This is a genomic window from Roseburia sp. 1XD42-34, from assembly GCF_009917385.1.
In the GTDB taxonomy this organism is placed as follows: Bacteria; Bacillota; Bacilli; order Bacillales; family Amphibacillaceae; genus Virgibacillus.
The window spans coordinates 26950-52666 of record NZ_QWLJ01000024.1 but is presented as its reverse complement, the minus strand read 5'-3'; the positions used below and the strand labels follow the sequence as shown (position 1 = coordinate 52666).

The 25717-nt window shown below is 37.7% G+C and carries 22 protein-coding genes; 18 read left to right on the top strand and 4 right to left on the bottom strand.

All coding sequences use genetic code 11. The annotated features are described in order from the left end of the window. Positions 1–175 precede the first annotated feature (175 nt). The 18 genes from D1839_RS12955 to D1839_RS12875 all read left to right on the top strand — a co-directional run bounded on the left by D1839_RS12955 (position 176) and on the right by D1839_RS12875 (position 21040). Complete coding sequence (locus D1839_RS12955; protein WP_120380384.1) at positions 176–955, top strand: ABC transporter ATP-binding protein; 780 nt, start codon at positions 176–178, stop codon at positions 953–955. After that, positions 945–3110, top strand: a complete 2166-nt coding sequence (locus tag D1839_RS12950) for an ABC transporter permease (RefSeq protein WP_120380383.1) — start codon at positions 945–947, stop codon at positions 3108–3110. Before D1839_RS12955 ends, D1839_RS12950 begins: the two co-directional genes overlap by 11 nt. A gap of 36 nt (positions 3111–3146) precedes the next feature. Continuing rightward, entirely contained in the window at positions 3147–3824 is a 678-nt protein-coding gene (locus D1839_RS12945; protein WP_120380382.1) for a response regulator transcription factor, read from the top strand. Next, complete coding sequence (locus tag D1839_RS12940) at positions 3821–4873, top strand: sensor histidine kinase (RefSeq protein ID WP_120380381.1); 1053 nt, start codon at positions 3821–3823, stop codon at positions 4871–4873. Before D1839_RS12945 ends, D1839_RS12940 begins: the two co-directional genes overlap by 4 nt. Before the next feature lie 1846 nt (positions 4874–6719). Then, entirely contained in the window at positions 6720–7214 is a 495-nt protein-coding gene (locus tag D1839_RS12935; protein ID WP_120380380.1) for an RNA polymerase sigma factor, read from the top strand. Continuing rightward, entirely contained in the window at positions 7201–7860 is a 660-nt protein-coding gene (locus D1839_RS12930) for a zf-HC2 domain-containing protein (RefSeq protein WP_120380379.1), read from the top strand. Before D1839_RS12935 ends, D1839_RS12930 begins: the two co-directional genes overlap by 14 nt. Positions 7861–8621: 761 nt before the next feature. Then, the gene (locus tag D1839_RS12925) at positions 8622–9242 is read left to right on the top strand and encodes a TetR/AcrR family transcriptional regulator (RefSeq protein WP_120380378.1); all 621 of its coding nucleotides are present in this window, start codon (positions 8622–8624) and stop codon (positions 9240–9242) included. Positions 9243–9606: 364 nt separating this feature from the next. After that, positions 9607–11931, top strand: a complete 2325-nt coding sequence (locus D1839_RS12920; protein WP_120380377.1) for an ABC transporter permease — start codon at positions 9607–9609, stop codon at positions 11929–11931. After that, the gene (locus D1839_RS12915) at positions 11928–12686 is read left to right on the top strand and encodes an ABC transporter ATP-binding protein (protein WP_120380376.1); all 759 of its coding nucleotides are present in this window, start codon (positions 11928–11930) and stop codon (positions 12684–12686) included. Before D1839_RS12920 ends, D1839_RS12915 begins: the two co-directional genes overlap by 4 nt. A 450-nt stretch (positions 12687–13136) precedes the next feature. Then, positions 13137–13322 (top strand): DUF2306 domain-containing protein, encoded by a 186-nt coding sequence (locus tag D1839_RS21335; RefSeq protein WP_353616255.1) that lies wholly within the window; start codon positions 13137–13139, stop codon positions 13320–13322. 179 nt (positions 13323–13501) lie between these two features. After that, entirely contained in the window at positions 13502–13714 is a 213-nt protein-coding gene (locus tag D1839_RS12910; protein ID WP_120380375.1) for a hypothetical protein, read from the top strand. A gap of 658 nt (positions 13715–14372) precedes the next feature. Continuing rightward, positions 14373–15632: a cytochrome P450 gene (locus D1839_RS12905; RefSeq protein WP_120380373.1), complete on the top strand. Its 1260-nt coding sequence runs from the start codon at positions 14373–14375 to the stop codon at positions 15630–15632. Between the two features lie 511 nt (positions 15633–16143). Beyond that, on the top strand, positions 16144–16626 hold the full coding sequence (locus D1839_RS12900) for a DUF2975 domain-containing protein (RefSeq protein ID WP_120380372.1): 483 nt from the start codon (positions 16144–16146) through the stop codon (positions 16624–16626). 10 nt (positions 16627–16636) lie between these two features. Next, positions 16637–16858 carry a helix-turn-helix domain-containing protein gene (locus tag D1839_RS12895; protein WP_120380371.1) on the top strand — a complete coding sequence of 74 codons (222 nt, stop codon included), beginning with the start codon at positions 16637–16639 and terminating at the stop codon, positions 16856–16858. 68 nt (positions 16859–16926) lie between these two features. Next, positions 16927–17775 carry a DUF817 domain-containing protein gene (locus D1839_RS12890; RefSeq protein WP_286164806.1) on the top strand — a complete coding sequence of 283 codons (849 nt, stop codon included), beginning with the start codon at positions 16927–16929 and terminating at the stop codon, positions 17773–17775. A 445-nt stretch (positions 17776–18220) separates the two neighbouring features. Further along, positions 18221–19261: a DUF1835 domain-containing protein gene (locus D1839_RS12885; RefSeq protein ID WP_120380370.1), complete on the top strand. Its 1041-nt coding sequence runs from the start codon at positions 18221–18223 to the stop codon at positions 19259–19261. Positions 19262–19284: 23 nt separating this feature from the next. Then, the gene (locus D1839_RS12880) at positions 19285–19866 is read left to right on the top strand and encodes a DUF4256 domain-containing protein (protein ID WP_120380369.1); all 582 of its coding nucleotides are present in this window, start codon (positions 19285–19287) and stop codon (positions 19864–19866) included. A 316-nt stretch (positions 19867–20182) separates the two neighbouring features. Beyond that, a complete protein-coding gene (locus D1839_RS12875) occupies positions 20183–21040 on the top strand; it encodes an AraC family transcriptional regulator (protein WP_286164805.1) in 858 nt (285 codons plus the stop codon). Positions 21041–21702: 662 nt separating this feature from the next. Here D1839_RS12875 and D1839_RS12870 read toward each other — a convergent pair. The 4 genes from D1839_RS12870 to D1839_RS12855 form a co-directional block, all read right to left on the bottom strand. Continuing rightward, complete coding sequence (locus D1839_RS12870; RefSeq protein ID WP_120380368.1) at positions 21703–22419, bottom strand: GntR family transcriptional regulator; 717 nt, start codon at positions 22417–22419, stop codon at positions 21703–21705. A 187-nt stretch (positions 22420–22606) separates the two neighbouring features. After that, positions 22607–23968 (bottom strand): hypothetical protein, encoded by a 1362-nt coding sequence (locus D1839_RS12865; protein ID WP_120380367.1) that lies wholly within the window; start codon positions 23966–23968, stop codon positions 22607–22609. Between the two features lie 42 nt (positions 23969–24010). Beyond that, positions 24011–25363 (bottom strand): PTS ascorbate transporter subunit IIC, encoded by a 1353-nt coding sequence (locus D1839_RS12860; RefSeq protein WP_120380366.1) that lies wholly within the window; start codon positions 25361–25363, stop codon positions 24011–24013. A 70-nt stretch (positions 25364–25433) separates the two neighbouring features. After that, positions 25434–25712, bottom strand: coding sequence for a PTS sugar transporter subunit IIB (locus D1839_RS12855; RefSeq protein WP_120380365.1), 279 nt, complete (start codon positions 25710–25712; stop codon positions 25434–25436). Positions 25713–25717 lie beyond the last annotated feature (5 nt).

Genomic DNA, 25717 nt, shown 5'->3' with positions numbered 1-25717 from the left:
AGAAGATAGAATAAGAGGAGCGTTATAGAAACCTAGATTAACAAGTAGATGTATAGAATAAGCGGAGATTCAACTTTCCTTACATCATCTGTAAGTGTTCTTAGTCATTTACACCGTTTATAATGTGTATAACTCCATTCGAGATTCAAAATGATCATAAAAAGGAGAGTTATATATGACGAGGCAAGAGAAGTTACTAGAGGTTCAAGACTTACAAAAAAACTTCGGAAAGAAAGACAATATAACAAAAGCTTTAAACGGTGTCAGTTTTGATATTCTCCCAGGAGAATTTTTAGGAATCATGGGACCAAGCGGGTCTGGTAAAACGACGTTATTAAACTGCATTGCCACGATCATCAAGCCAACTGCCGGGCGGGTGCTTTTACATGGGAAAAACATCAGTGCTTTTGACAGTAAGGATTTAGCAGAATATCGTGGTAGTCGAATTGGGTACTTGTTTCAAGACTTTGCGCTGCTAGATAATTTAACGGGACAAGAAAATATCTTATTGCCGCTGTCTATTCATGGGGTGGATTTTGCGAAAGCTCGTGTTAAGTTAGATGAGCTGGCAAGTTTTTTTGAAATTACCGATATCCTTCATAAATTTCCATCTCAGATGTCTGGAGGACAAAAGCAAAGGGTGGCTGCTGCCCGCAGTTTGATTTCTGATCCAGATATCGTTCTTGCAGATGAACCGACAGGAGCATTGGACACACGCTCTGCAAAAATCTTAATGAATAAGCTGGAAGGAATGAATAGAAGTAGTGGAAAAACAATTTTAATGGTCAGCCATGACCCGAATGCCGCAAGCTTTTGCTCCAGAATCCTGTTTATTCAAGATGGTGTTATCTTTCATGAACTGCGTCGCAAACAAGATGAGTCTCGCGAGAAATTTTATGACAGAATTTTAAAGGTATTAGCTCAGCTTGGGGGAGGAAGCGCAAATGTTCTCTAGGCTGATTTATCGTAATGCGAATCGAAGTCGGAAGGAAAATTTAATCTATTTTGCAACACTTGTCACAGCAGTAGCCTCGTTTTATATCATTCTTTCACTTGGAAGACAAGATGTGATCCTATTCTTGAAAGAATTTGAAAGTGATGCGATCGATAAGCTCTTATCGCTCATGCCCCTTGTGTATCTATTTGCCCTATTACTATTGTTTTTTTTGATTTTATTTGCGAATCAGTACCAATTAAATCGGAGAAGCAAAGAGTTTGGACTCTATCTCATGTTAGGAATGCGTAAAGAGCGCCTTGTTCTTCAACTTGCAGCAGAGGGGCTTATGACGTCTATTTTTGCGCTCATTGGCGGCATTTTAATAGGCGCATTTTTAGCGGAAATTATCAGCTTGACGGTTTCTAAACTAGTCGGCCAGGGAATTATCGGTCATCAAATAAGCTTGTCGGTAAGCGCGATAATCTTTACAATCATCGGTTTTTTATTCATCCAGCTCATCGCATTAGTCATTCTTGGCGGAAGGTTATTTAATCAAGAGGTACATCAATTACTTTATGAGCAAATGGATAAGAAACAAGATATGGGACATTTTAAAGGCAATATAATCCATATTTTAGTGGGTATTGTCTTACTAGGTGTTGCCTACTGGATTGTTTTATATCGTTTTATGGATTTTGCAGGACTTCTCCTGTTTGTGGCATTGGCTCTCGGATGTTTGGGAACGATCTTTTTTATGAGGGGATTTGGAAAACTATTTGGCTTATTGGCAAGCTTGTCCGAAGGTAAATCTACGAAAGGGCTGCGCACCTTTACTTTAAGGCAGTTCCAGGAAAATGTAGCGAATAAATCCACTTCTGTTGCTGTAACATCCATCCTCATCACATTGTCGATCATTTTGATCACCAATGGTGCTTCAACGATTATTGGTTTCGATAGTGCTATTACTAGGACTTCCTCGTTATATGATTTTACGGTACATGGAGATCATCAAAAGGTTGAGCAATTTCTTACTTCAGAAAAAATGGTACCATATGTAGAAGACTTGAATCTATTAGAAATCGGGAAAATGAAATATAAGGATGAACAAGGGGATGGCAACTCGCCTTCATCGTTGGTAGACTGGTCTGAATTAAGAGAGCAGCTCATTATGGCTCTGCCAAGCGACTATAAAGAGCAGCTTTTATCCGGAGAAATGCAAGGTTACACGATCAGTTCGGAAAACCACGAAGCACTTAACTTGCTTGGGGTCCTAGAGATTGATGCAAAAGCACCTTACCTTATTCCCGAATCATCTTATAATGGACTTTTAAAGGCAATAGGAGAAAAATCACTGAACCTGCATGCAGATGAAATTGCTCTATACTTTAATCCAGACCTTTTGCATATGGATAATTTAGAACGCATGCCTGTATTAGATCGTATTCTTGAAAAGGCTGAAAAAGAAGGGCAAAGTTTGATGAGCATTCAAGGTCAGACAATATCTATACGACCATCCACTCCAATGAGAGGATTAGTCGCAGACCGTTCGGTAGAGATACATTCCGCATTTATCGTCCCCGATCCTATGTTTGAACAATTTTTAAATACGGAAACTTATGTGTCTTATTGGAATTTTCGCATCCCACAAAAGCTGCAAGATGAGCAAGGTTTAATGAAACCCATGATGGAAGCAAGAGACTTATTACAATCTTCAGGCTTCCAGTTTGAAAGTTATTTGCAAAACTTTGGACGCCAACTCTTCTATGTTGTTGCGGGAAGTTATACGACACTATACGTGGGATTCTTATTCTTGATTATTGCTTGTACGGTATTAGCTTTGCAATTTTTGACACAGATGAAGCAGACTGGACAGCGCTATGTAACACTTTCCATGTTGGGAGCAACACGCAAGCAAATGAAAACGTCGATGCATAGACAAGTGTTGTTGGCTTTTCTGTTACCTATGTCTCTGGCATGTGTGAGTGCGGCTGTTGGGATAAAGGCAATGATTTCATTTGTGGTGATTCGCATCGAAGACAATGCGTTCCTTTATCCGATTGCCTTTGCCTTTGCATGTGTCGTCATCCTCATTTTTGTGATTTATGGAGTAGCCGTTTCCCGTTCAGCAGGTCATGAGATCGATAAATTGCGTTGGAAGCCAAATATAGATTAAAGAAAAGTCACTTTTCATATAGAAGGAGGTGTCAAAGTGGCGAGGATTGCTGTTGTTGAAGATGATTCATGGATGAGAGAAGAGTTAATGGATATATTGCAAAAAGAAGGGTTTGAAGCAGTAGCAATTACCGATTTTCATGATGTAGTCGCGCAAATGGCCACTTTGGCACCAAACTTAGTCTTATTGGACATCAATTTACCGGGACCCTCTGGATTTGAAATATGTAAAAGTCTAAAATCCAAAGGGATTGGTCCCATATTGATGCTTACTTCCAGAGATAAGTTACAAGATGAATTACATGGTCTTCATTTAGGGGCCGATGATTATCTCACTAAGCCATGTAATCGAGACCGATTATTGGCACGCATTCAGAACTTGCTAAGAAGGTTTGAAAGACAACCTGACTTGATCGATGGTGGCAGTTTTTCATTAGATCCCAATACGTTTACGTTGTATAAAGGATCCGAGTCGTTATTGCTATCAGCGAATGAAGGAAAAATTTTATTGGCTTTGGCACAACATAAACCTGAGGTTGTATCCAAATCAACACTGAGTGAAATTTTATGGGGAACAGACCAATATATAGACGAAAATGCTCTTCAAGTAAATCTGACTCGCTTACGAAAAACATTGCGACAGTTAGGCTTGGAGGATCAAATTGAGACAATTAGGGGCAAAGGTTATCGACTGAGGGGGCAGGAGAAGCCATGAAATGGATAAAGCAAATCTATGATTGTTTTCATGCCCATAAACAATGGTTTCTTATCTTAATGGCTATAAGCCTCCTTTTTAGTTATTTAGCTTGGCTGGCTTACCCTGAAACCTTTAAAGTGTTAGTGGGACTCATGATTATTTTTACAATTGCGATGATAGTATTATCTGTATTCCTGATGATAAGAAAGCAAAAAATCATCGAAGCTGCCTTTCAAGATTTTTTGTTAGAACCGAATGAAGCGAACGAAGAAAGATTATGCCGCGTATCTCCTAAGACTCATTGGTCATTTATCCGTAGAGTAGGAAGTAGCTTAAGGTCATATCAGACGGAATTGAATGATCAAGTCATTGAGCTCGCCGATTATGAAAACTATATCGAAGGATGGGTTCACGAAATTAAAAAGCCGCTCTCATTGATGACATTGCTATTAGATAACCGCAGTGACGAAATGTCTCCTCTTGTGAGACAGCGTATGCTTCATATTAGAGATCAAATGCATGGAGACGTAGAGCGAATTTTGTATTTTGCAAGGCTTGGGGCTGCTCATAAAGATTATATTTTTGAACCAATACATGTGCTCGCATTTTGCAAACAGACTGTTGAAGACCATCAAACAATCCTAGATGAATCCGGTTTTCAAGTACAGTTCAAAGGGGAAGAGATGGAGATATTATCCGACCGCAAAGGATTAGCTTTCATCATAGAACAAATCATCTTTAACAGTACGAAATACGTGACGCAGAATCAGAATGATCCCATTTTGGAGTTTGAAACGGGTTATGATCGAGCGAGTGATCAAAGCCTTTTATCTATACGAGATAATGGGCCTGGTGTTTCTGAAGAAGATTTAGCCTTTATTTTTGATAAGGGCTTTACTGGAGGGAGAGGTACCTATACAAGACAAGCAACAGGTATGGGACTCTTCTTAGTGAGCAAGATGGCTTATGATTTAGCCATTCAGTTGGAGGCAAAATCAGAGCTTGGTTCGGGGTTGACCATAAAGCTCAATTTTCCAAATGTGAAAAGCATTTTGTACATTCATTGAGGGGTTTTTTGGATAAAGGGCATATGGTGTAACATCTAGTCTAATATATGTAATTTGTCGGCTCTTACAAACCACAAATAGACACTCTCATTTCTACTGTTGAGTCTGAAAAATAATCATGTAAGAATGGCCTTTTACCATACGGGAATTTGATGCAACTTTGATCAACAGCTTATATGAATTGATTGGGAAGGGTTAAAAATAGCACTGTTGAAGCTGTTTCCATGTTTTTAGTTGATAAGCTATACTATGATGCATTTTTAAGTATCTATAGAAACCGAATCAAAGAACGGCTGATCATTCAGGACAAGGCTAGCGTAAGCGAGCAAAGATGATTCATCAGCAATATGCACTCACATCCATCAGAAAAAAGATACAAACTGTGCAAAAAACCGGACATGTCGAAGCCGCAGCATATCATTTTATTTATAATAAAGATGCGCAGTATCTAGATAGATAGTTGGTTGATTGGGATCTTCATTTAGCAACTGAATCTTATAATTTTATACTTTGTAAACTTATGAAGAAGGATATTTGCTACATGTGAAAAGTTTGCGATTTTCACGCTTCTCACTGGAGTTGCAGAGCCTTGACGATATACTCTAGTTATTATAGAGTTCATTTTCTTCTTAGGTCTTATTTCTATACTTTGGAGTTGATGAAAAAATGCTCCACTAGCAACCCAAATATTAAATATTGTTTGTAAACAAGTTAGGATCATACTTATAAGTTTGTAAAGAAGCTGTTTTAACTGCCGCCTTGGCCTCATTTTGGACTTTAAGAACATTTTCAGCTGTTGAATCTATTATGAAATTATTTTCATCATAAATATGTAGATAAGGGATATCATCAGTGACTTTAGGTTCTTCCAGAACTTGCGGCTCTATAGGTGGTTTCAGAAGTTCTTCTGCTTCTTGACCAGAATACCATCTGCATCATAAAAATCGACTAATAGTTTTCCACCCTTAACAGGGGGTGTCATTCCATATGAACTGCCAGTAGGGATCAGCAAAAGAGCTAATAAAACAAACCAAAAGCTTCTTCATTCATCAATTCCCTCCTAAATATAAATTTTTTCAACAATTAAACTAGTTGCATCATAGCGATACCATAGTATGTGTCCAAACTTTCCCACAAAAGATTTTAAGTTATTCCTTAAATATCATTCCTTTTTATCACTTAGAGAATATAAAAATGATTGTCCCAATTATAAAGGAGAAAAAGATTATGGGGTAATCATACTAACATCGAGGTGCTTTTCATTTTTAAAGCTGCTGTTAAGTACTACATGTTAAGGGGTTTCGGTTTCTGATATTATTGATCTTTAACTTCTTAACACTATTCCACTTCCCGTAATCGTTCTATAATTGTATTTTTCGAAAGTAATGAATAAGCGACCAGGTTATGGTGATTGAAATAGTCATTAACAGCAGAATAGCTAGGGATGTATGCCAAATACTCATTTGAAACTTTGTAAAGTCCATACTTTCTGTTATGCCTTTCCCTACCGCATATGTTATATATATGCCTGCCGTCAAAACAATCGTACCTGTCAGCATAACGCTAACAGGCAAGCGAGTTTACAGTGTTTATTCTATTATCCTAAATACGGAAAATAATACAGTTTAATATCAGTTTTAATCAACTATATCATAAAGTAATGGATGCGGGTTTATTCATTTTCGTTTGAATATATGCCTTTTTTCGTTTGTGGAAAATTTGTCGATGTTAAAGGAAGATCGGCAAGCGTGAGGATCATGTAATGGCTCTGAGTGTAAAATATGTCAGTATTTTTTGTAACGTAATCAAGTTCTGGGAGTTATATCAGTATAAGGGGTGAAAAGAGGTGGACTTTGAGGAAATCTATTGCGAATACTTTCAAGAAGTTTATTTGTTTATGAAATCATTAAGTCATGATGAAGGTGTAGCGGAAGAAATGACGCAAGAGGCTTTTTTTAAAGCATTAAAAGCAATCGAAACATTTGATGGTTCTAAAGATATTCGAGCATGGCTTTTTACAATTGCCAAAAACACCTATTTTTCTCATTATAAAAAAATGAAAAGGCAAATCAACTCGGACTTCATTGATGAACCAGGGACGGGAGTGCAAATTGTACAACATTTGATGAACGAGGAAGAGGCTTTTACTGTTCATCAGTTTCTTCACTCGATGGATGAGCCATACAAAGAAGTGTTTTCACTACGCACTTTTGGCGAACTGCCTTTTGAGAAAATAGGAAGACTTTTTGGGAAAAGCGCCGGATGGGCAAGGGTAACCTTTTACAGAGCCCGGAAGAAAATTTTGGATTATATGGAGGAGATAAATCATGAAAGAGATTAAATGTACCATCATACAAGATGTTTTGCCTCTTTATGTTGATGGAGTAGTCAGCGAAGATACAAAAGAAATGGTCGATGAGCATTTACAGCATTGTGAGACGTGTCAAAAGGAATACGACTCCATGAAGCGTGAACTTTATATTCCGGCAGAAAATAAAGTCTCTCTTTTTAAGAAAATCAGTAAAAAATGGCGCAAGAAAAAAATACTGATTTCAATTGCTTCTGCTGTCGCAACGGCTATCGTTTTATTTGGGGCATTTGCGTATGTTTTTTATTATGAAATGGTCATTCCATATTCAGAAAAGCTCGTCAAAATTGAAAAGCACAATGACCATCAATTGGCTTCCCGTTATTATGGCGAAAGCTATGCTAGTGTTAACGTAACCCATCCCATGAAAATGGAAATTGAAGGAGAAAATAAGAATGTAAGTTTTATTTATTATACAAAAACAATCGCTGATTCACCTTCAAGAGAACTTATTAAGAATGGGGAGGATCCTAATAAGGAAGGATATGTCTTTGAACTTCCAGAAAGTAAAGAAGTTGATGTCGTCTATTATGTAGATTTTGATTCAGAAAAAGTCACTGCCGGAAAAGAAACTTGGGATTCAATTTTAGAACGAGCCGTATTAATTTGGGAGAAATAACGGATCGAGAAAATGTCATGATGCAAGGAGGAAAAGCAGAGAGTGTCAATAGATGAGTAGCGGGGGCCGTACTGTAAGAAATTTGGGCTTGGAACTAAGAAATTCCCAAATATCATGCCAGCAATCAAGTGGAAACAGCCGCTGGGTTAGGGATTACAGCTTAGCATATGGCTGTAACTCCTGAAGGGCAGGGGTTATTTCTTTTTCTGATGGAATGTAGTATCAGAGTCTTGGGATAGTCTGTTTGGTAAAGTAACCGGCAACATTTTGACGATAAAAAAATTCGATATTAAAGGCGCATGCGATCATTGCGGGAATTTCTCATAATAAAATCCCAGTGGGTAATATTGGGAAAAACTTGAAGGCAAAAAAAGAAAATGATGCTTTTATCATAAAGACAATGTAACGCGACTTTATTGTCACATAACATTAGCTAAACCTACACAAAATAACCTCTTCAATGTCATATGGATAAGGGGTTATTTTTTTATTGAGTCAAACTTTCACCATATTGCTTTATTAAGATAAAACTTTATGTAAACTAACCAAATTTGGTGCATTTTTTTTCGGTCACACTGCCACGGATTTGATGTCAATTAGGGTAGCGTGGAATCCACTGTTATGCCAATACCCTTTTGCGCAAAGTTCACTTGATCTCCTTGGTTGCATTTTTTCCATGTCCCATCATTTTTTACTCTTGACATCCTTCATTACAATGTTATAATCTTATAGACAGGCAGTCGGTCTATAAGGAGGATGAAATGAGAAAAGAGGCAGTGGAACGCAAAAATGAAATTCTGGATGCGGCAGATGAGCTTTTTGGCCAGAAGGGCTATGATGGCACAAGTACAAACGATATTCTTGAAAAGGTCGGTATTGCGCGTGGAACATTATATCATCACTTCAAATCGAAGGAGGATATTATGGATGCACTGATTGAGCGGTATAGTAACCGTCTTTTAGGGTCGGCGCAGCAAGTAGCCGCCGATAAGAGCACACCTGTCATTGAACGTATTATCCGTGTTGTCATGTCACTGAATATAAGTGGAGCTAGCAGCCAAGAAATAATGGAGCACATTCACAGGCCTCAGAATGCGCTTATGCATCAGAAAATACAAAAAGTGATCATCAATGGTGTTACACCAATACTGACGGAAATTATTCGGGAGGGCATTGAGCAAGGCCTGTTCAGTACACCGTATCCGTATGAATGTATGGAGATGGTTGTTGCATATACGAATACCGTTTTTGATGATGATATGGTGAATATGACGGATGAAGAGCGAGTTTCACGTATAAAGGCGCTCATTTTCAACGTAGAAAGGATGCTTGAAGTTGAAAGCGGAAGTCTTATACACATGATGAAAATGTTTGACAATTGAAATGGAGAATGAGTATTCAAAGATTTGTTCTTCTTTGATCAGGTTTGCTATTTCAGTTTTAGAAAGTGGGTTTCCCCCGTTCAGGCTTTTATGGGGGGCTGGCAGGCCATCCGTGTCAGGAGTCGCTATAACCGCATGCTTATAATATGGTAGGCGGCAGTCTTTTTGTAAGAGCATGATCTAATTTGCTTTGTATCTTTTCGGATAAGTCTGGCTATGGCAGATTGGTTTACTAGCAAGATTGTATAGGTTTCCCTTCAGAAAAATAGTTGAGTTATCCCATCATGGCAGAGCTTTTTGAACATCGCTTGCAATCAACATTTGTATACTCAAGAATCGAAAAAAATATAAACAGGGGTGACCTATGTATTTCAGAATAATCCGTAATGACATTTCAAAGAGCAAGCTCATTACGCTGACAACGATGATATTTGTCGTTGCCGCGGCGATGCTTGTTTCTCTTTCGGCGATCCTTGTCGTCAATCTTTCGGGTGCGATAGATACACTCATGAAGCAGGCGAAAACACCGCATTTCATGCAGATGCATTCAGGTGCTATTGATACTGTCAGACTTGCGGATTTCGCGGAGCAAAACAGCAACGTTGAGGGATTTCAGGTAGTTGAATTTCTCAATATGGACGGTGCGGAAATTGTCATTGACGGAACCTCGCTGGCGGAGAGTGTTCAGGACAACGGCTTCAGCACACAGAATGAAAAATTTGATTATCTCCTTGATCTAGACGGAAATGTGATCAAGGTTTCCGATGGGGAGATTTATGTTCCAGTAGTTTATATGAAGGATGGCACGGCAAAAGTTGGTGACAAAGTGGAGGTTTCTGGAAAAAATTTCATCGTAGCGGGATTTCTCCGTGATTCGCAGATGAATTCCTCACTCTCCTCCTCCAAGCGATTTCTTGTAAGCAAAAACGATTACGAGGAAATCAAAAGCCTTGGAAGTATGGAGTATCTGATTGAGTTTCGATTAAAGGATTTGTCATCTCTAAGCGCATTTGAAACTGCTTATACGTCCGCGGGACTAGAAGCGAACGGACCAACGGTGACATATAAGCTTTTCAAAATGATGAACGCACTTTCAGACGGGATGATGATTGCGATTGTCCTTCTTGTGAGCGCACTTGTTATTGCCATCGCATTGATGTGCGTACGATTTACACTCCTTGCGAAAATCGAAGAGGATTACCGGGAAATTGGCGTTATGAAGGCAATCGGGTTGCGTGTTTCCGACATTAAGAAGATGTATTTAGCGAAGTATACAGCGATTGCGGCGGCAGGCAGTATTCTCGGCTATGCCCTTTCGTTTGTATTCAAAGGTATGCTTCTTGAAAATATACGGCTTTATATGGGAGAAAGTGAAAACTCCTCATATGCCTTGCTTTTCGCCATCATCGGGATATTGCTCGTATTTCTTGCGATTATTGCCTATGTAAGCGGAGTACTGAGACGTTTTCGGAAAATATCTGCAGCCGAAGCGATACGCTTTGGTACCTCACAGGAAAAAACAGCAGGTGCAAAACGTTTTTATCTAAGCGCGAACAGGATGTTTCATACAAATGTTTTTCTTGGTATCAAAGATGCGCTCGCAAGGAAAAGACTTTACGCCACAATGCTTGCAGTGCTAGCGATTTCGACTTTTATTATCATTGTTCCGCAGAACTTGTACAATACGATTTCATCCAATAGCTTCATTGAATATATGGGAGTTGGAAACTACGATTTGCGCATTGATCTACAAAAGACCGACAATATTTCTGAAAAAGCCGATGAAATTGTAAAAACGGTGGACAGCGACAGCGTTATTGAACGCTATACCGTCATGACCACAAAGCTTTTCAAAGCAAAAATGGAAGATGGAACGGAGGAAAATATTAAAATTGAAATCGGCGACCATTCCATCTTTCCTATCGAATATTCCAAAGGCAGAGCTCCCGCCGGAGAAAACGAAATTGCGCTGTCAGCATTAAACGCCGACGAGATGGGCAAAAAGGTGGGCGATGTCATTACGTTAGTGATTGGCGGCAAAGAAAAAGAGCTTACGGTAAGCGGAATTTATTCCGACATCACCAACGGCGGCAAAACCGCAAAGGCTGTATTTACCGATCATTCGGCGGATATTATATGGAGCGTTGTGTGTGCTAAACTGTCGGACTCCTCTCTTGTTGATGATAAGGTTTCAGAATATGATAATAAATTTATTTTCGCAAAAGTTTCTGACATTGATGAATTTGTTACACAAACATTTGGATCGACAATAAGTTCCGTCAAAAAGGCCATGCATGTTGCACTTGCCGTTGCAATCATGATTACGGCACTAGTTACAGTGTTGTTTATGAGAATGCTCGTTACAAAAGATAGATATTCCATTGCCATATTAAAAGCGCTCGGTTTTACAAACAGGGATATTTCGGCGCAGTATGTTTCGCGCTCAGTGTTCGTTCTAATGATAGGAGTTGTTCTGGGTGTGTTCCTGGCAAATACTCTTGGTGAAGTACTTGCAAGCGCGGTTATTTCATCGTTTGGCGCATTGTCGTTTCAGTTTGTTACCAATCCGCTTTCTGCATATGTATGGAGTCCATTGCTGATGATATGCACAGTACTTATCGCAACCTTGATCGGCACAGCGAGCTCGGGACAAATAAAAATATCGGAAAATATAAAGGGGTCATTATGAAGAAGATTATGATCGGTGAAAATATAGTAAAATATTTCCAGGTAGGGCATGAAAAACAAAATGTTCTCGATGGCGTGTCCATTGAAATAAACGAGGGAGAATTTGTTTCGGTTATGGGACCTTCGGGCTCAGGGAAATCGACATTGTTGTATGCACTGAGTGGAATGGACGACATTAACGGTGGAAAGGTTACTTTTGATGGCAAGGATTTATCATCACTTAGTGAAAAGGAGCTTGCCGATATACGCAGAACTAAAATGGGTTTTGTTTTTCAGCAGCCGACTTTGCTTAAAAACTTGAACATTCTCGATAACATCATTCTTCCTGCAATGCGGGATAATAGAAAAAGCGCTGAGAAGATTACTAAAAAAGCAAGAGCCCTTATGAAAAAGGTTGGTATTGCCGGGCTGGAAAACCGTGATATTACACAGGTTTCGGGAGGACAGCTTCAGCGTGCGGGGATATGCCGCGCACTGATTAGCAATCCTGAAATGATTTTCGGTGATGAACCGACTGGCGCGCTTAACTCAAAAACTGCACAGGAAATGATGGATATCATTTCTGAAATAAACTCCGAAGGCACAGCGATTATTCTTGTAACTCATGACGCAAAGGTTGCGGCTAGGACAGATCGTATTATGTTTATGCGCGACGGTAAAATCGTGAACGAAATGCGACTGGCGAAATCCAGCGGAACCGATATGGAGGACAGGACGAAAAAAGTCATGGCAAAAATGCGGGAGATTGGAATCTAATAGGCTGTTTACGACTGCTATATATGGAAAAAAATTACAGATTAACATAAAAAAGTCTCCTAAAGAAGAAGTAAGACGCAAAAAGCGTGGTTACCCACCAACTTCAACTTTAGGAGATGGTAAAAATGGTTGTTCATTGAAAACTATTTACGCTTATTACATTTGGAAAATTTCCGTCATCCTATAAGCCGGAGGGGATCTCAAACCAGAGATGGCTAGCAATCATCGCGTATGAGTTGTGTGAGCATGGGAACGATCGCCAAGGACTTTTACAAGAAGAAGGCACAAAAAAAGTAATCCCGGCCGGCCAAGGGCATCCGAAGAAGTTCAAGCCGGTGAAACTAATAGATGGACAGACAATAAAATAAAGGCTAACAAAATAAGAGAGGAACCGTCTTAGTTCAGTACGCCCGAGATGGAGTGCTAACAAACGAATTATTATGGGTACTTATGATTAGGTTACAAATTATTTTTACGATTATCTCCCTTATCACTGGGCCTTTGGGTGTGATCAAGAAGTTACGAATAAAATCGATCCATTTTCATCGTTGGAATGGCCGAGTTTATGTTCTTTCTATTTTGTTAAACTTTATTCCCGGTGTTTACGCTGTTTTTTTGCGACGGGGGGATGGTTAAGCACTTTCGCATTCCTCGTTTTAAATACACTATGGCTAGGCACGACAATCCTTGGCTATATCCATATTATAGAGGTAATAATGTGATAAAGCATCGTTTATGGATGACGAGAAGCTTCTTTCTTGCTTTTGTCAATATGATCATCTACATTCGAACAGCGTAAAGGATATGGAAAAGGATTGGTTCAATTTGTTTGTGTGCATTACAAAAATAAAAGGCATACCATGCTCGTTGGAACAGGGGACAGCCCATTCCCCATCCCTTTTTATCAGGCTTGTGGCTTTACGATTTCACACCAAATTGATGATTTTTTTATTTGTCATTATGATCAACCGATTTATGAAGGTGGAAAGCAGTTAATCCATATGATTATTTTAAAGAAAAGATGGTGAGGGGAACTGATCTCTGGACAGCTGAAACAGCTATCTCCGATGATTCGTTTTCCTCGGCATAAGCAACCAGTTCATCGCCCTTAACCATATTGTCAACTAATTTTTGAGGATCTTTACTGTCAATTGAACTTTCAAGTTCATTGAAATAAGTAGGAACCTCTTTTTTAGTATGGTCGGCAATATCCGAGATAACTGGAGAGGAGAAGCAAAGTATCTCTACTTCAAATTACTCGTTGTTAAAATGAGCGATCTGGAAACTACCCTATGTCTGAAAGGAAGTTTGAAGAAATATACAGACCGTAAATCACCTGTAGCCGTTGGTTTTTGCATAATTGTATATTTTCACCAAATGGGCAGTGCCATCTTTCTTCAAGCTTTGACTTTTTTGGCTCAAGATTACAGGGAGTAGTTAACGGAATATTCGGTTTTTGTTATATAATGCTAGTGATATTTATTACAAATGTATCTTCCAACAAAGTGGTTTTGGTTAATTGCATTTCTAGTAGGATGCTAGCTTTTTAGTAAGAACCACAATTGTTACGCTTTTTTCAAAAGAAAAAGCATAACTTAAACCATTCTATATTTATAGCTCTCAGATGTTGTAAAAAAAGACCGATTGATCCATAATAAGAACTCATAATAAAACGGAGTTGATCTTATGTCAAATACAGGAAAAATGCCTCAAGAAAAGGGAATAGACCAAAGTTTAAGTTTAATGAGAGAAGGCTACATGTACATTTTGAATAGGTGTCGCAGTTTCAATTCTAATATTTTTGTAACTCGATTACTCGGAAAGAAAGTAATCTGTATAAGTGGAAAAGAAGCTGCAGAAATTTTTTATGATTCGGAGAGATTCAAAAGGAAAGATGCAGCACCAAATCGGTCAATACAAACATTGTTTGGTAAGAATGGTGTACAGGCACTAGATGGATGGGCTCACAAACATCGCAAAAAAATGTTTATGTCTATCATGTCCACGGAAGAAATTAAAAGCCTTACTGACATTTTGAAAAAACATTGGGAAATAGCAATCAATAAGTGGCAGGGAATGGACAAGGTAATATTTTATGAGGAAACCAAGGAAATATTGTGTCGAACAGCTTGCGAGTGGGCGGGTGTTCCAGTTCAAGAAAGTGAAATGAAATCGTTGACAAGTAATTTAGGAGCAATGATTGAGTCAGCTGGGACAGTTGGTCCTAATCATTGGCTTGGGAGGAATGCAAGGAATAATGTTGAAAGATGGGCGCAAGGTCTAATTGTGAAGGTTCGCCAAGGGACATTAAATCCTTCCGAAAATACAGCATTGCATCAATTTTCCTGGCATCGTGAACTGAATGGAGAATTTCTTGATACTGAAATTGCTGCAGTGGAAGTCATCAATATACTACGTCCGGTGGTGGCGATCGCTATATATATTAATTTCATTATTGTAGCAGTAAATAATTACCCAAAAGAAAAAATGAAGCTCCAGACTAGTGATGAAAAATATGCGGAAATGTTTATCCAGGAAGTACGGCGCTTTTATCCGTTTTTTCCATTTGTCATTGCAAAGGTGAAGACTGATTTTACTTGGAACGGCTATCGATTTGAAGAAGGTACGTTAACCCTTTTGGATCTTTATGGTACCAACCATGATCCTAAAGCCTGGGATAATCCTGATGTGTTTGAACCTGTGCGTTTTTCTGACTGGAAAGGGAGTCCTTTTGGATTCATCCCCCAAGGTGGCGGTGACTATTTTTTAGGACATCGTTGTGCAGGTGAATGGATAACAATTGAAGTTATGAAAGTTAGCGTTGACTTCCTTGTGAACCACATGGATTATGAGATTCCGGCTCAAGATTTAAGTTATAGCATGGTAAGCATGCCAAGTATACCTCGAAGTAAAATAATAATTAAAAATGTGAACGGGAAAATATAGTTTCATTTAAAAAGTTGCTTTATCTATGCCAAAATCATAAAGGTCAGCTTTTTATATCTTCTAATAAAATGAACGTGCCTCCTTTAAAGTGGACAGATCAAACTTGCTTTAAATGGGAGGTTTTTTATCTCTGCATTAAAGAATTGTAATTTTGAAAAGGGTTCGGGCAACAAGCTGTCCTTTGTTGTTTTTGTTCAAAGATAAGAAAGTATAAATTTTGTCGCTTTGGGATAACGAAATGAATAAAATAAGCCACGTCCGGCGCATGAGCCCAGTATTTTCTCATAAAGAATGAACTAAGGCGCGGGGTGCCCGTTTTTGTTTTTTGATAGTAGAAAAAAAGGCGAAAAACAAGAGAGAGTTAGGTATATTGCCATAACGATACAATCATGTATAGGGTTAAGTTGGAAATGAATAGCGGCAATAAATTATTTATATTTGATAATTATTTATTGCAAATCGATAAAAATATGCTACAATCAATATTGTGAATAATGAGGAGAGGTGTTGTATGAAAAAAGTAACGACAGTATTCTTAAAAATAGCTGTTATTTGTATAGGGATCCCAGTTCTTGCCTTATGTATATTTTTAGTTCCTAAGTTAGGAAATATTGGAGTCGAGTTGTTGCCTGATTTTGCTTTTATAAAATATCTTATTTTCATCATCTTTTATGCGTCGGCTATTCCTTTTTATGTTGCTTTATATCAGGCTTTCAACCTTTTGCGATTTATTGACGAGAATAAAGCGTTCTCTGAATTATCTGTACGGTCGTTAAAGAAAATCAAATATTGTGCGATTACAATCAGCAGTTTGCATGTTCTCGTCTTGCCGCTTTTCTATCTATTTGCGGAGATAGACGATGCCCCAGGTGTTGTTATAGTTGGAATGGTTGTTCCGTTTGCTTCAATAGTTATCGCTGTCTTTGCTGCTGTTCTCCAAAGGCTTTTTCAGGAAGCAATTAATATAAAATCAGAAAATGATTTAACGGTCTGAGGTGAATCCAATGGCAATTATAGTCAATATTGATGTGATGCTGGCAAAAAGAAAAATGAGTGTAACGGAACTTTCGGAAAAAGTTGGAATTACGATGGCTAATCTTTCTATATTAAAAAACGGCAAGGCAAAGGCAGTTCGATTCTCGACTTTAGAGGCGATTTGTAAAGCTTTAGAATGTCAGCCTGGAGATATTTTAGAATACAAATGTGATGAAGAAACCGAAGAATAATGAGGTAGGGTGGGAAAGAGAGAAGGAGGAGCTATTTTCCTGACTACATTCATAAAGGGGGGATAAACATGAATTTAGACGTTCAAAATGAGTATCAAGAAAAAAATTTGCTAACAAAAATCATGAGAGCAATAAAACAACTTGTTCGTTTTGGTTGGGAACAGGCTCTATCATGTTTGTTTCCGGTCGTTATCTTTGCCTCTTTGGCTGTTACTCAAATAATAGCCCTTCCCTTCTTGCCTCGGTACGACTGGTTGCTTATTATCTGTCTCTTGATGCAGTGGGGCATGGTGCGTTTGGGGCTTGAGACACGCGATGAGTTAAAGGTTATCACCGTCTTTCACCTAATCGGGCTTGCCCTGGAGATTTTTAAAGTACATATGGGGTCCTGGTCTTATCCGGAGGAAGGATATCTTAAAATTTTTGGCGTTCCTTTGTATAGTGGATTCATGTATGCAAGTGTGGCGAGTTATCTTTGTCAGGCATGGAGAAGACTGCATATAAAATTAATTAAATGGCCGCCTTTTATGGTGGTTGTACCTCTAGCAACTGCGATTTATGTAAATTTTTTTACTCATCATTATTGGATTGATGTTCGTTGGTGGTTAACGGCACTTGTCATAGTTGTCTTTTGGCGATCATGGGTTAAATATGAGGTTGGTGGAACCATTTATCGTATGCCACTCGTGTTTTCTTTCATGCTCATTGGATTTTTTATATGGGTAGCCGAAAATATTGTCACATTATTTGGCGCTTGGGAATATCCAAATCAAACCGATGCATGGAGTCTAGTACATTTAGGTAAGGTAAGTTCATGGGTCTTATTAGTAGTTGTTAGCTTTCTTATAGTTGCAACGTTAAAGCAAGTGAAGGGAAAAAATTCCACAAAATTATCAAATGAGAAGGTGGGGAAGTGAATAGAATGTCTAATAATATAGAAAAATAAAGAACATACAGCATATACTCTCAATTGGTCATGAATAAGCTGATAAATTGTAAATATATTGAAAACTTATTCCTTAGAAAAAAAGTAAAATGGAACCAGAGTTACTCTATAAATTAAGGCTGTTTAGACTGATTCATTCGTGGAAGATCGGTTTAGATTTATCTTTTAGTTTTTTAATAATCAAAACAGCGATGTAATTATTTGTGTTAGCAATGTAAGAAATGTTTCGGAAGCAATACGGATATTAGATTTCGAAATTCTAGACCAAGAAGTTTTGGCATGGTTAATAAAGGTAATGTAATGTTAGAATATCTTATATGATCGAACTTTTGCTTGATTTTTCCGTAACTTTTTGAGAATAATGAAAGGAAATATAATGTAATATTACGGTAATTTAGTGGGGAGGAACAGTAAAAATGGTTGCTGAAATGAAAAGAATCCTTAGAAACTCATCTAAAGAAGAAATGAATACACTTTTACTTTCTATGTTTATGCAAATGGAAATGCATGAGGAAACAGCCCAATTTACGGATGAGCAGTTGGTGAAGGATTTAAAAAGAACCTATCATTCCTTTTTAAATTATAAAAGGAATCAAACGGATATAAAAAGCGATAATACCTATCATGCGGTACATATTCTATTTAGTGATTCCACGTATGGTAGTTTAAAACAGGCGTTAAAAGTATCAGGATTGCAGGACGAAGAAAAGATAATCGCATTTTCAGATTTATTTTCGATTGGTCCAATGTGGCGATTACATGAACAGGAAGGGCTTAGCTACAGATACGAATGGCTGAAAAATCATATTAACTTTGATGATGAATATATAGATGAATACGAATATAATTTTAATCATATCGTCTCCATGATTGACGATGTTTCAGAAAGTACACCCATAATCGTGTGGACAGGAGAAAATGCCCATGAACAAACCGCTTTACGATATGTTCTTTTTCTATTAAAAGAAAAAACAAATGATATTTTTATAATAAACGCAACGAAGCAATTTAAAAATCAATTTAATGTTCCAAGTAATGAATGTTTCCCGTTACATACTGGAGAAATTGTACCTGAAAAACTAATGATGATATATGAAGAAAGTAGAAAAGAAGCTCCAGCAAGTCAAAAGCAACTTGAAGAATTTGCAAAGGAATGGCAAGTTTTATCTACTACCAAGGAATGCCTCAGAATATGGGAGGATCAAGTAATAAAAAGTGTAGAGGAAAATATTTATGATGACTACATTATAAATAAGGTTAAGCAAATACATAACGAGCGAAGAAATAATGATTTTATATATTCAGCGCGACTTGTCGGTGAAATAATAGGGGATTTAGATCAATATATTGGTGATGCGTTTTTTGAGTACAGAGTGAGACAATTAATTATAAAAGGAATTTTTGAAATAAAAGGTGTTCCAAAAGCAATGAGGTACTATAGAGTAAGACTTCATTAATTATAGGGGTGAGAATTAACAGGATGACAAAGAAAAATGAAATCCATAATAAAAAGGAATTGTCACTAGAAAAAAGGAAAAAATTACTTAAAGTATTGCAAGTCCGTTTTGAGAACAATATGCACCGTCATAAAGATATGGAATGGGCTAAAGTCCAAGCAAAGCTGGAAGCTAATACTGAAAAAATATGGTCCCTTCATGAAATGGAACGAACCGGCGGTGAACCGGATGTGGTTGATTATGATAAAAAGAAGGATGAATACACTTTCTATGATTGTTCAGCGGAAAGTCCTAAAGGTCGCAGAAGTGTTTGCTACGATCGTGAAGCGTTAGAGTCAAGAAAAAAACATAAACCAGAAAATAACGCCATAGATATGGCCGCTGCCATGGGAGTTCAACTTTTAACGGAAGACCAATATCGAGCATTGCAAAGACTTGGAGATTTTGATATGAAAACGTCGAGTTGGATTTTAACACCTCCTGACATTAGAAATCTTGGTGGAGCGCTTTTCTGTGATTTTCGTTTTGGTCATGTTTTTGTATATCATAATGGCGCCTCTTCTTACTATAGTTCCAGAGGGTTTCGTGGTTGGTTAAGGGTTTAATTTACCCCGCATGTAAGCTGCCGTGAGATTCCCACTTCAAGACCTGAGTAAAGAAAAGGTCTAAGTGAGAGAAAACGGCACCTAAATGTCCGATTCGTTCATTACCCTGGCGGTACTAATATTCAGTAGGAGATGGAAGAAAACCCCTACTGAATGAAGTTTTACTTTATACATAAATGCGTCAAAAAGGGGGAATTATTTAGACTGATTACTGGATTGATAAGAAATGGCAACAATCTGTCCTCACAAAGCACAGATGAACAGGAATGAATGAATCCATTTCGCTAGAATGAGTGTGGAGAAGGGAGGATGTTAGGTGCAGGAACTACAAAGGATGTTGGACAGCATAGAATTTATCGAAAATAATTTATCGAATACTCTTCATGTTGAAGAGATTGCAACGGTCGCTTGTATGTCTAAATTTCATTTTCAACGGATGTTTCACATGTTAACTGGATACACATTGAATGAGTATATTCGCAACCGCCGAATTACAGTTGCTGCACAGGAGCTTGTTAATTCGAAGGCAAAGGTAATTGATGTTGCGCTGAAATATGGGTATGAAACACCAGAATCTTTTACAAAAGCGTTTCGTCGAATTCATGGTGTGAGCCCATCAAACGCCAGAAAAAATATGTATTCTTTGAAAGCTTATCCCAAACTCTCTTTTCAAATTCAACTAAAGGGTGATGTAGAAATGGATTATAAAATGGTGGAAAAAGGTGCTTTTGATGTTGTAGGTAAAAGTATTCGTACAACAACCATAGGAGGAGAGTTGAATAGAAAAATACCAGCTTATTGGAAGGAATCGAATGCGAATGGATTTACGAAAGAGCTTGCAAAGAATTGTGGTTCTCTAGGAATTATTGGAATATGCATGGACTTTGATAAAAAACAGGAAAACTTAACTTATTTGATTTGCGCAGAAAAGAACTTGGATCAAATTCCTTCTGATTGGGAGGTAAGACAAATACCTGCTGCTACTTGGGCAGTTTTTCCTGTACACGGTGCGATGCCAGATGCAATACAAAAAACATGGGAAAGAATCTTTTCTGAATGGTTTCCTTCTACCGGATATGAGCATGCTGGTGGTCCAGAAATGGAAGTATATCAAAGTGAGGATGACCCCTATTCTGAAAACTATTACAGTGAGATATGGATACCGGTAAAGTAAAGCTTCAATTAGTGGTGTTTTTTTCTCACTATTATTAGATGTAACAAAAATGAAACGGCTAAAAACGAAGCATCCCCCTTCTTCATCAGGCTTGGTTATGAATATTGTGAGATATAAAGAGATTTTGCCATAAAACAACGATTAACTCTAAAGGCGAATAATTTAGCTTCGAAAATATACGGAAACGTCAGAGCGGGAGGAAAGGGTCGGTGAGACCCAAATACATTAGAAAGCGGGAGGTTACAAGTCTCTCTAAGATGCGCGAAGTATATTTCCGGAGCGAGTTATTTGCTTCAACTATGATAGTTATCAGCATTTTAAATACATGGGAATATACGACATCTTCAGCTATCTAATTTAAAATGATAAGCGTCCATCCTTTGCTTTTTGCATAGCTAGAAAAAACCCTCCAAATAAAGGGGAAAGAGAGTTGCCCGATAATGTAGAATTGATTGGTTCGTTTGCCGAATAGACAGCAACAGAATTATCTAGCATGACATCGCTGAATCGTATTATTTATTTGTTTAGAAAATAAATGATTTAAGCATATAACTTTAATTCCAAAATAAAGGAGAGGTGTCTACCGTTTTCAACAGTAGAACCAAACTTTTATAATAGCCTATACCTAGGAGAGATAAGGAACTGGTTTCTAATCGAATTTTCTAGGTTAGCTCTACGATATATTCAAATTTGTCCCCTCGTGACACACTAATGGTATAACCAATCAGTTGGTCATTATGATATGCAAGACGTTTAATTAGCATAGCAGGACGACCAGGAGGTAGCTGCAAATAGTTTGCTTCTTCATCTCTTAAAGTAGTTGCAGAAAAGCTTTCAATAGCTCTTGTTACACCTAACCCATAGTCTTCATAAAAAATTTTATACATGGATCGATTATATAAGGTAGTTTTTGTTAAATCAGGAAATAAACGCTTGGGTAAGAAGGTTGTCTCATATATCAAAGGTTCATCATCAGCAAACTGTAACCGAATAACTTTGTAAACTTCTTCAAAAGAGGGGATATTTATTTTCTTTGCCAACCGCTCATCTGCTATCAAACTATCAAATTTAATAATCCGTGTAGATGGATTTCTCCCTTTTTTCTTCATTTCCTCTGTGAAATTATATAGCTTCACCAACTTTTGATCATAAGGTCTGGAAGAAATAAACGCTCCTGCCCCTTGTATCCTATATATGTACCCTTCTCTTTCAAGCTCATGCAAGGCTTGTCGAACTGTAATTCGACTAACACCATAAATTTTACACAATTCTCTCTCAGGAGGGAGTTTTTCACCTTCTAAGATAAACTTTTTTTCAATCATACTAATTAATTTTTCCATTAATTGTAAATATAATGGAATCTTACTTGTCTTATCCATAGTTTTTAAATCTTCCTTTATCATTTATAGGTATATTTTCATTTTATATAAGAAGTATAACTTAGAAATTAGAAATAACCAATCAATGCTCAGGAAACAGTTAAAAAGCAATGTTAGTAATTAAAAAATATGTGCAAAAGCCAAGCATAGTTGACTTTTGCACGGTTAAAAGCTTTAAATTCCTCTATTATTTTTGGGGGGTATATAGCTTAATATCATCAATTATTGCTGAGCCTTCATAATAATTGATATGGGGTATACCAATTATAAAATAATCCGGGTATGCTGAATCCTCAGGCCATTGTTCTACTGAATAGCTACCATATGGCCCAGTAAAGGTGAGAGTAGAGTTAAATTCTCCGTTATATTGTTCTGGTGTGTTATTATAGTGCCAAATTGGTCTTCCATTTTCAATAAAGTCTCTTTCATAACGTAAAGTTTTTTGTCCGATATATTTGAAATTACCCGTCATTTCCATTACATAGCCAGTTTTACTTCTTTCTATGGCAAAAGTGTACGTTTCCTCAGGCATTAATTCTGGCTGTATTTCAGCATTTGAAATGATAGAATAGGGTGTATCTTGATCAGAAAATGAACCACATTCGGTTTCAAACATAAATGAATTATATCCAATGGACTCATCTCTAAACGTATCTCCAGCAAAAAAGATACCATTAATAGCATTGTTTGAACTTTTTTCACTTGTTTGACTGTATAATTCACCTGTAAAAGGGTCACATACACCATATGCCTTTGCCCAAGGACCGCTAACATTATATGCATCCATACCTACTTTTCGGTGGTTGTGGATGAACACATTATTATGAGGAGCGGGGTTTTCATAATCCATAATGGATAGAAAGTAATATCCATTTTCCTTGGTCACGTCACCAAAATTAGGATTATTGTGAGATGTATCGCCGGCGAAATCACCACTGCGTTTCCATGGGAAATTAGACTTTCGTTTCTCTAGTGTATACCCGTTGTGTTTATCACCATAATCAAAGGTGCCGTTTCTTTGCCCCCCAAAATCAATATTTCTTAGTTTATATTCTATTCGGTACTCTGAAGGCAAAGCATCAGTAGATCGAATAATTAGACCTGAATCAAAGCTGGTTGATAACTCAGCTGAATGTTTCCCTCTATCTAATTTCACATTCTTTAAAGACGCATTTGTATCAGGAGTTCCGTCCTTATCGTAGTCTCTTGCAGCAACTTCGGCAGTTAGCCAACCGTCTTTGCCGAAATTTACTCGTTTTCTTAACAGATCAAAACTATTCAGTTGTTTTTCAAACTTAGTTCCACCTTTAACTTTAAAGAACTCTCCGTCATCATCAAGGTGATCTACATTCCACGGGCTTGTTTCGCCATAGTTATCCATTACCCACGGTGCTTCATCGACAGGTAGTTTTTGGTTGAACTTTTCATGATATTGCAACTTCCAGCCTTTGTTATTATCCGTTTTCGTCTTTTTAGCAGCAACAACATTTGTTTGACTAAGCACTAATGCAATACTTAGCAGAAATACCCATGCCGCTCTCTTTTTCATTTAACTTCCCTCCTTTTTTAACCGTAACATGGTAAAGCGTATTCATGATTCTAAAGTTGTTTTCTTTTTATAAAATATACTTAGTAAAATAAAAACTGCTAGCAAGGCAATAAAGCCGACAATTGGAATATCTAAAGTGAAGAAAAGTTTAATTAAAGCCAATACGATTATTCCATCTGGTACCAAGAAAGCAAGTCCTTCTACACCATATACTTCTAAACCGAACAAAGGATAGAATAGAGCTACTGGAACGGTTAATATAATTCCATAAGTCAATCCTGAAATCATTGCTCCTCGTCTTCCTCCCATAGCATTCCCGAATATTCCGGCAATTCCTCCTGTAAAGAACCCGCCAATAATGGATGGTAAAGGTACGATGGTGCCAAACAAAGTAGAAACAAGCATTCCTAGAATCATACCGATAATAGAGAAGAGAAAACCAAGCATAAGCGCATTTGGTGCATATGGGAAAAATATAGGTACATCTAGTGCAGGTTTTGCACCAGGAACAATTTTTAAGGCTATACCGCGAAACGCTGGAACAATTTCGCCAAGAAACATCCTTACTCCCTGAAGCAATACAAGAACTCCTGCTGCGAATCCCAAGGCATTAAGTGTGCTGAAAACTAAATAGTTTTGTCCATCGGATAGTGGGTTTACTACCTCAGGTCCAGCAAAAAGTGCTGTAATGATATATATAATAAACATGATTAATGATACCGATACGGCTGTGTCTTTGAAGAAACTTAATTTTTCAGGCATCTTAATTTTTTCGCTGTCTTGTTCTTTGTTTCCCAAAACTTTACCTACCCAAGCAGAAGCCACTACACCAGTAGTAGTTAAATGTCCATACGCCACTTTATCATTGCCGGTTATTTTTTGTACAATGGGTTGAGATATTGCTGGTAATAACACTAGCACTATGCCATGAATGATAGAACCGAAAATGATTCCATATGTTTCGGATACACCTAAGTCGTGAAAAGCCCATGCAAGAGCTCCTGCTAGTATCCACATCATATGACCGGTTAAGAAGATGTATTTAAATGGTGTTAAACGAGCTAATACAATATTTGTTAAAAATCCGAATAGCAGGATAAAAGATGTCATTCTTCCAATAGCAGCAACAGAGTCAACCAAGGCTGCAATAACTGCCTCATCTACAGGGACTACACCTGTTAATTGAAATGCCTCCTCAAACATCGTAGCAAAGGGTGATAAGTTGGTAACTATTAGGGAGGAACCGGCACCTAGGATTAATATCCCTAGAATTGTCTTAATGGTTCCTTTAACTACATCTGTTACCTCTTTTTTTTGTAATAAAAGACCTAATAACGCAACTAACCCTAGTGTAATTGCGGGGACAGTAAGAATTTCTGCAATCGCTCTCAACATAATTGAACCCTCCCTTTAGATAATGGGTGATAGGCAGCACTTGAGGTTTCCCAAGTGCTTGGCAAACCATTTATTCATGGATCTTTTTTAAATAATCAAGCAGTTTTTGTTCCACCTCAGCAGCATCCGTGAGATTATGAATAAATATTTTACTTACTTCTACTCCTTCTAAAGCAGATTCTAAATCTGCTGAGGCCATGATTAAATCTGCATTTCTTCCCTTGGCTGACCCCGCATCCAATGCACTTACTTCTGCTTTGATGCCTTCTTTTTCTAAAATATCGTCTACCGTCATTTTTAGCATCAAACTTGTTCCAAAGCCCATTCCGCATACCGTAATAATTTCCATATTAT

Coding starts and splice junctions, on each gene's coding strand:
- D1839_RS12940 (WP_120380381.1), top strand. CDS start 3,821: ATGAAATGGATAAAGCAAATCTATGATTGTTTTCATGCCCATAAACAA.
- D1839_RS12870 (WP_120380368.1), bottom strand. CDS start 22,419: ATGGATAAGACAAGTAAGATTCCATTATATTTACAATTAATGGAAAAA.
- D1839_RS12895 (WP_120380371.1), top strand. CDS start 16,637: ATGGCAATTATAGTCAATATTGATGTGATGCTGGCAAAAAGAAAAATG.
- D1839_RS12880 (WP_120380369.1), top strand. CDS start 19,285: ATGACAAAGAAAAATGAAATCCATAATAAAAAGGAATTGTCACTAGAA.
- D1839_RS12890 (WP_286164806.1), top strand. CDS start 16,927: ATGAATTTAGACGTTCAAAATGAGTATCAAGAAAAAAATTTGCTAACA.
- D1839_RS12915 (WP_120380376.1), top strand. CDS start 11,928: ATGAAGAAGATTATGATCGGTGAAAATATAGTAAAATATTTCCAGGTA.
- D1839_RS12925 (WP_120380378.1), top strand. CDS start 8,622: ATGAGAAAAGAGGCAGTGGAACGCAAAAATGAAATTCTGGATGCGGCA.
- D1839_RS12920 (WP_120380377.1), top strand. CDS start 9,607: ATGTATTTCAGAATAATCCGTAATGACATTTCAAAGAGCAAGCTCATT.
- D1839_RS12860 (WP_120380366.1), bottom strand. CDS start 25,363: ATGTTGAGAGCGATTGCAGAAATTCTTACTGTCCCCGCAATTACACTA.
- D1839_RS12865 (WP_120380367.1), bottom strand. CDS start 23,968: ATGAAAAAGAGAGCGGCATGGGTATTTCTGCTAAGTATTGCATTAGTG.
- D1839_RS12955 (WP_120380384.1), top strand. CDS start 176: ATGACGAGGCAAGAGAAGTTACTAGAGGTTCAAGACTTACAAAAAAAC.
- D1839_RS12855 (WP_120380365.1), bottom strand. CDS start 25,712: ATGGAAATTATTACGGTATGCGGAATGGGCTTTGGAACAAGTTTGATG.
- D1839_RS21335 (WP_353616255.1), top strand. CDS start 13,137: ATGATTAGGTTACAAATTATTTTTACGATTATCTCCCTTATCACTGGG.
- D1839_RS12900 (WP_120380372.1), top strand. CDS start 16,144: ATGAAAAAAGTAACGACAGTATTCTTAAAAATAGCTGTTATTTGTATA.
- D1839_RS12950 (WP_120380383.1), top strand. CDS start 945: ATGTTCTCTAGGCTGATTTATCGTAATGCGAATCGAAGTCGGAAGGAA.
- D1839_RS12885 (WP_120380370.1), top strand. CDS start 18,221: ATGGTTGCTGAAATGAAAAGAATCCTTAGAAACTCATCTAAAGAAGAA.
- D1839_RS12905 (WP_120380373.1), top strand. CDS start 14,373: ATGTCAAATACAGGAAAAATGCCTCAAGAAAAGGGAATAGACCAAAGT.
- D1839_RS12930 (WP_120380379.1), top strand. CDS start 7,201: ATGAAAGAGATTAAATGTACCATCATACAAGATGTTTTGCCTCTTTAT.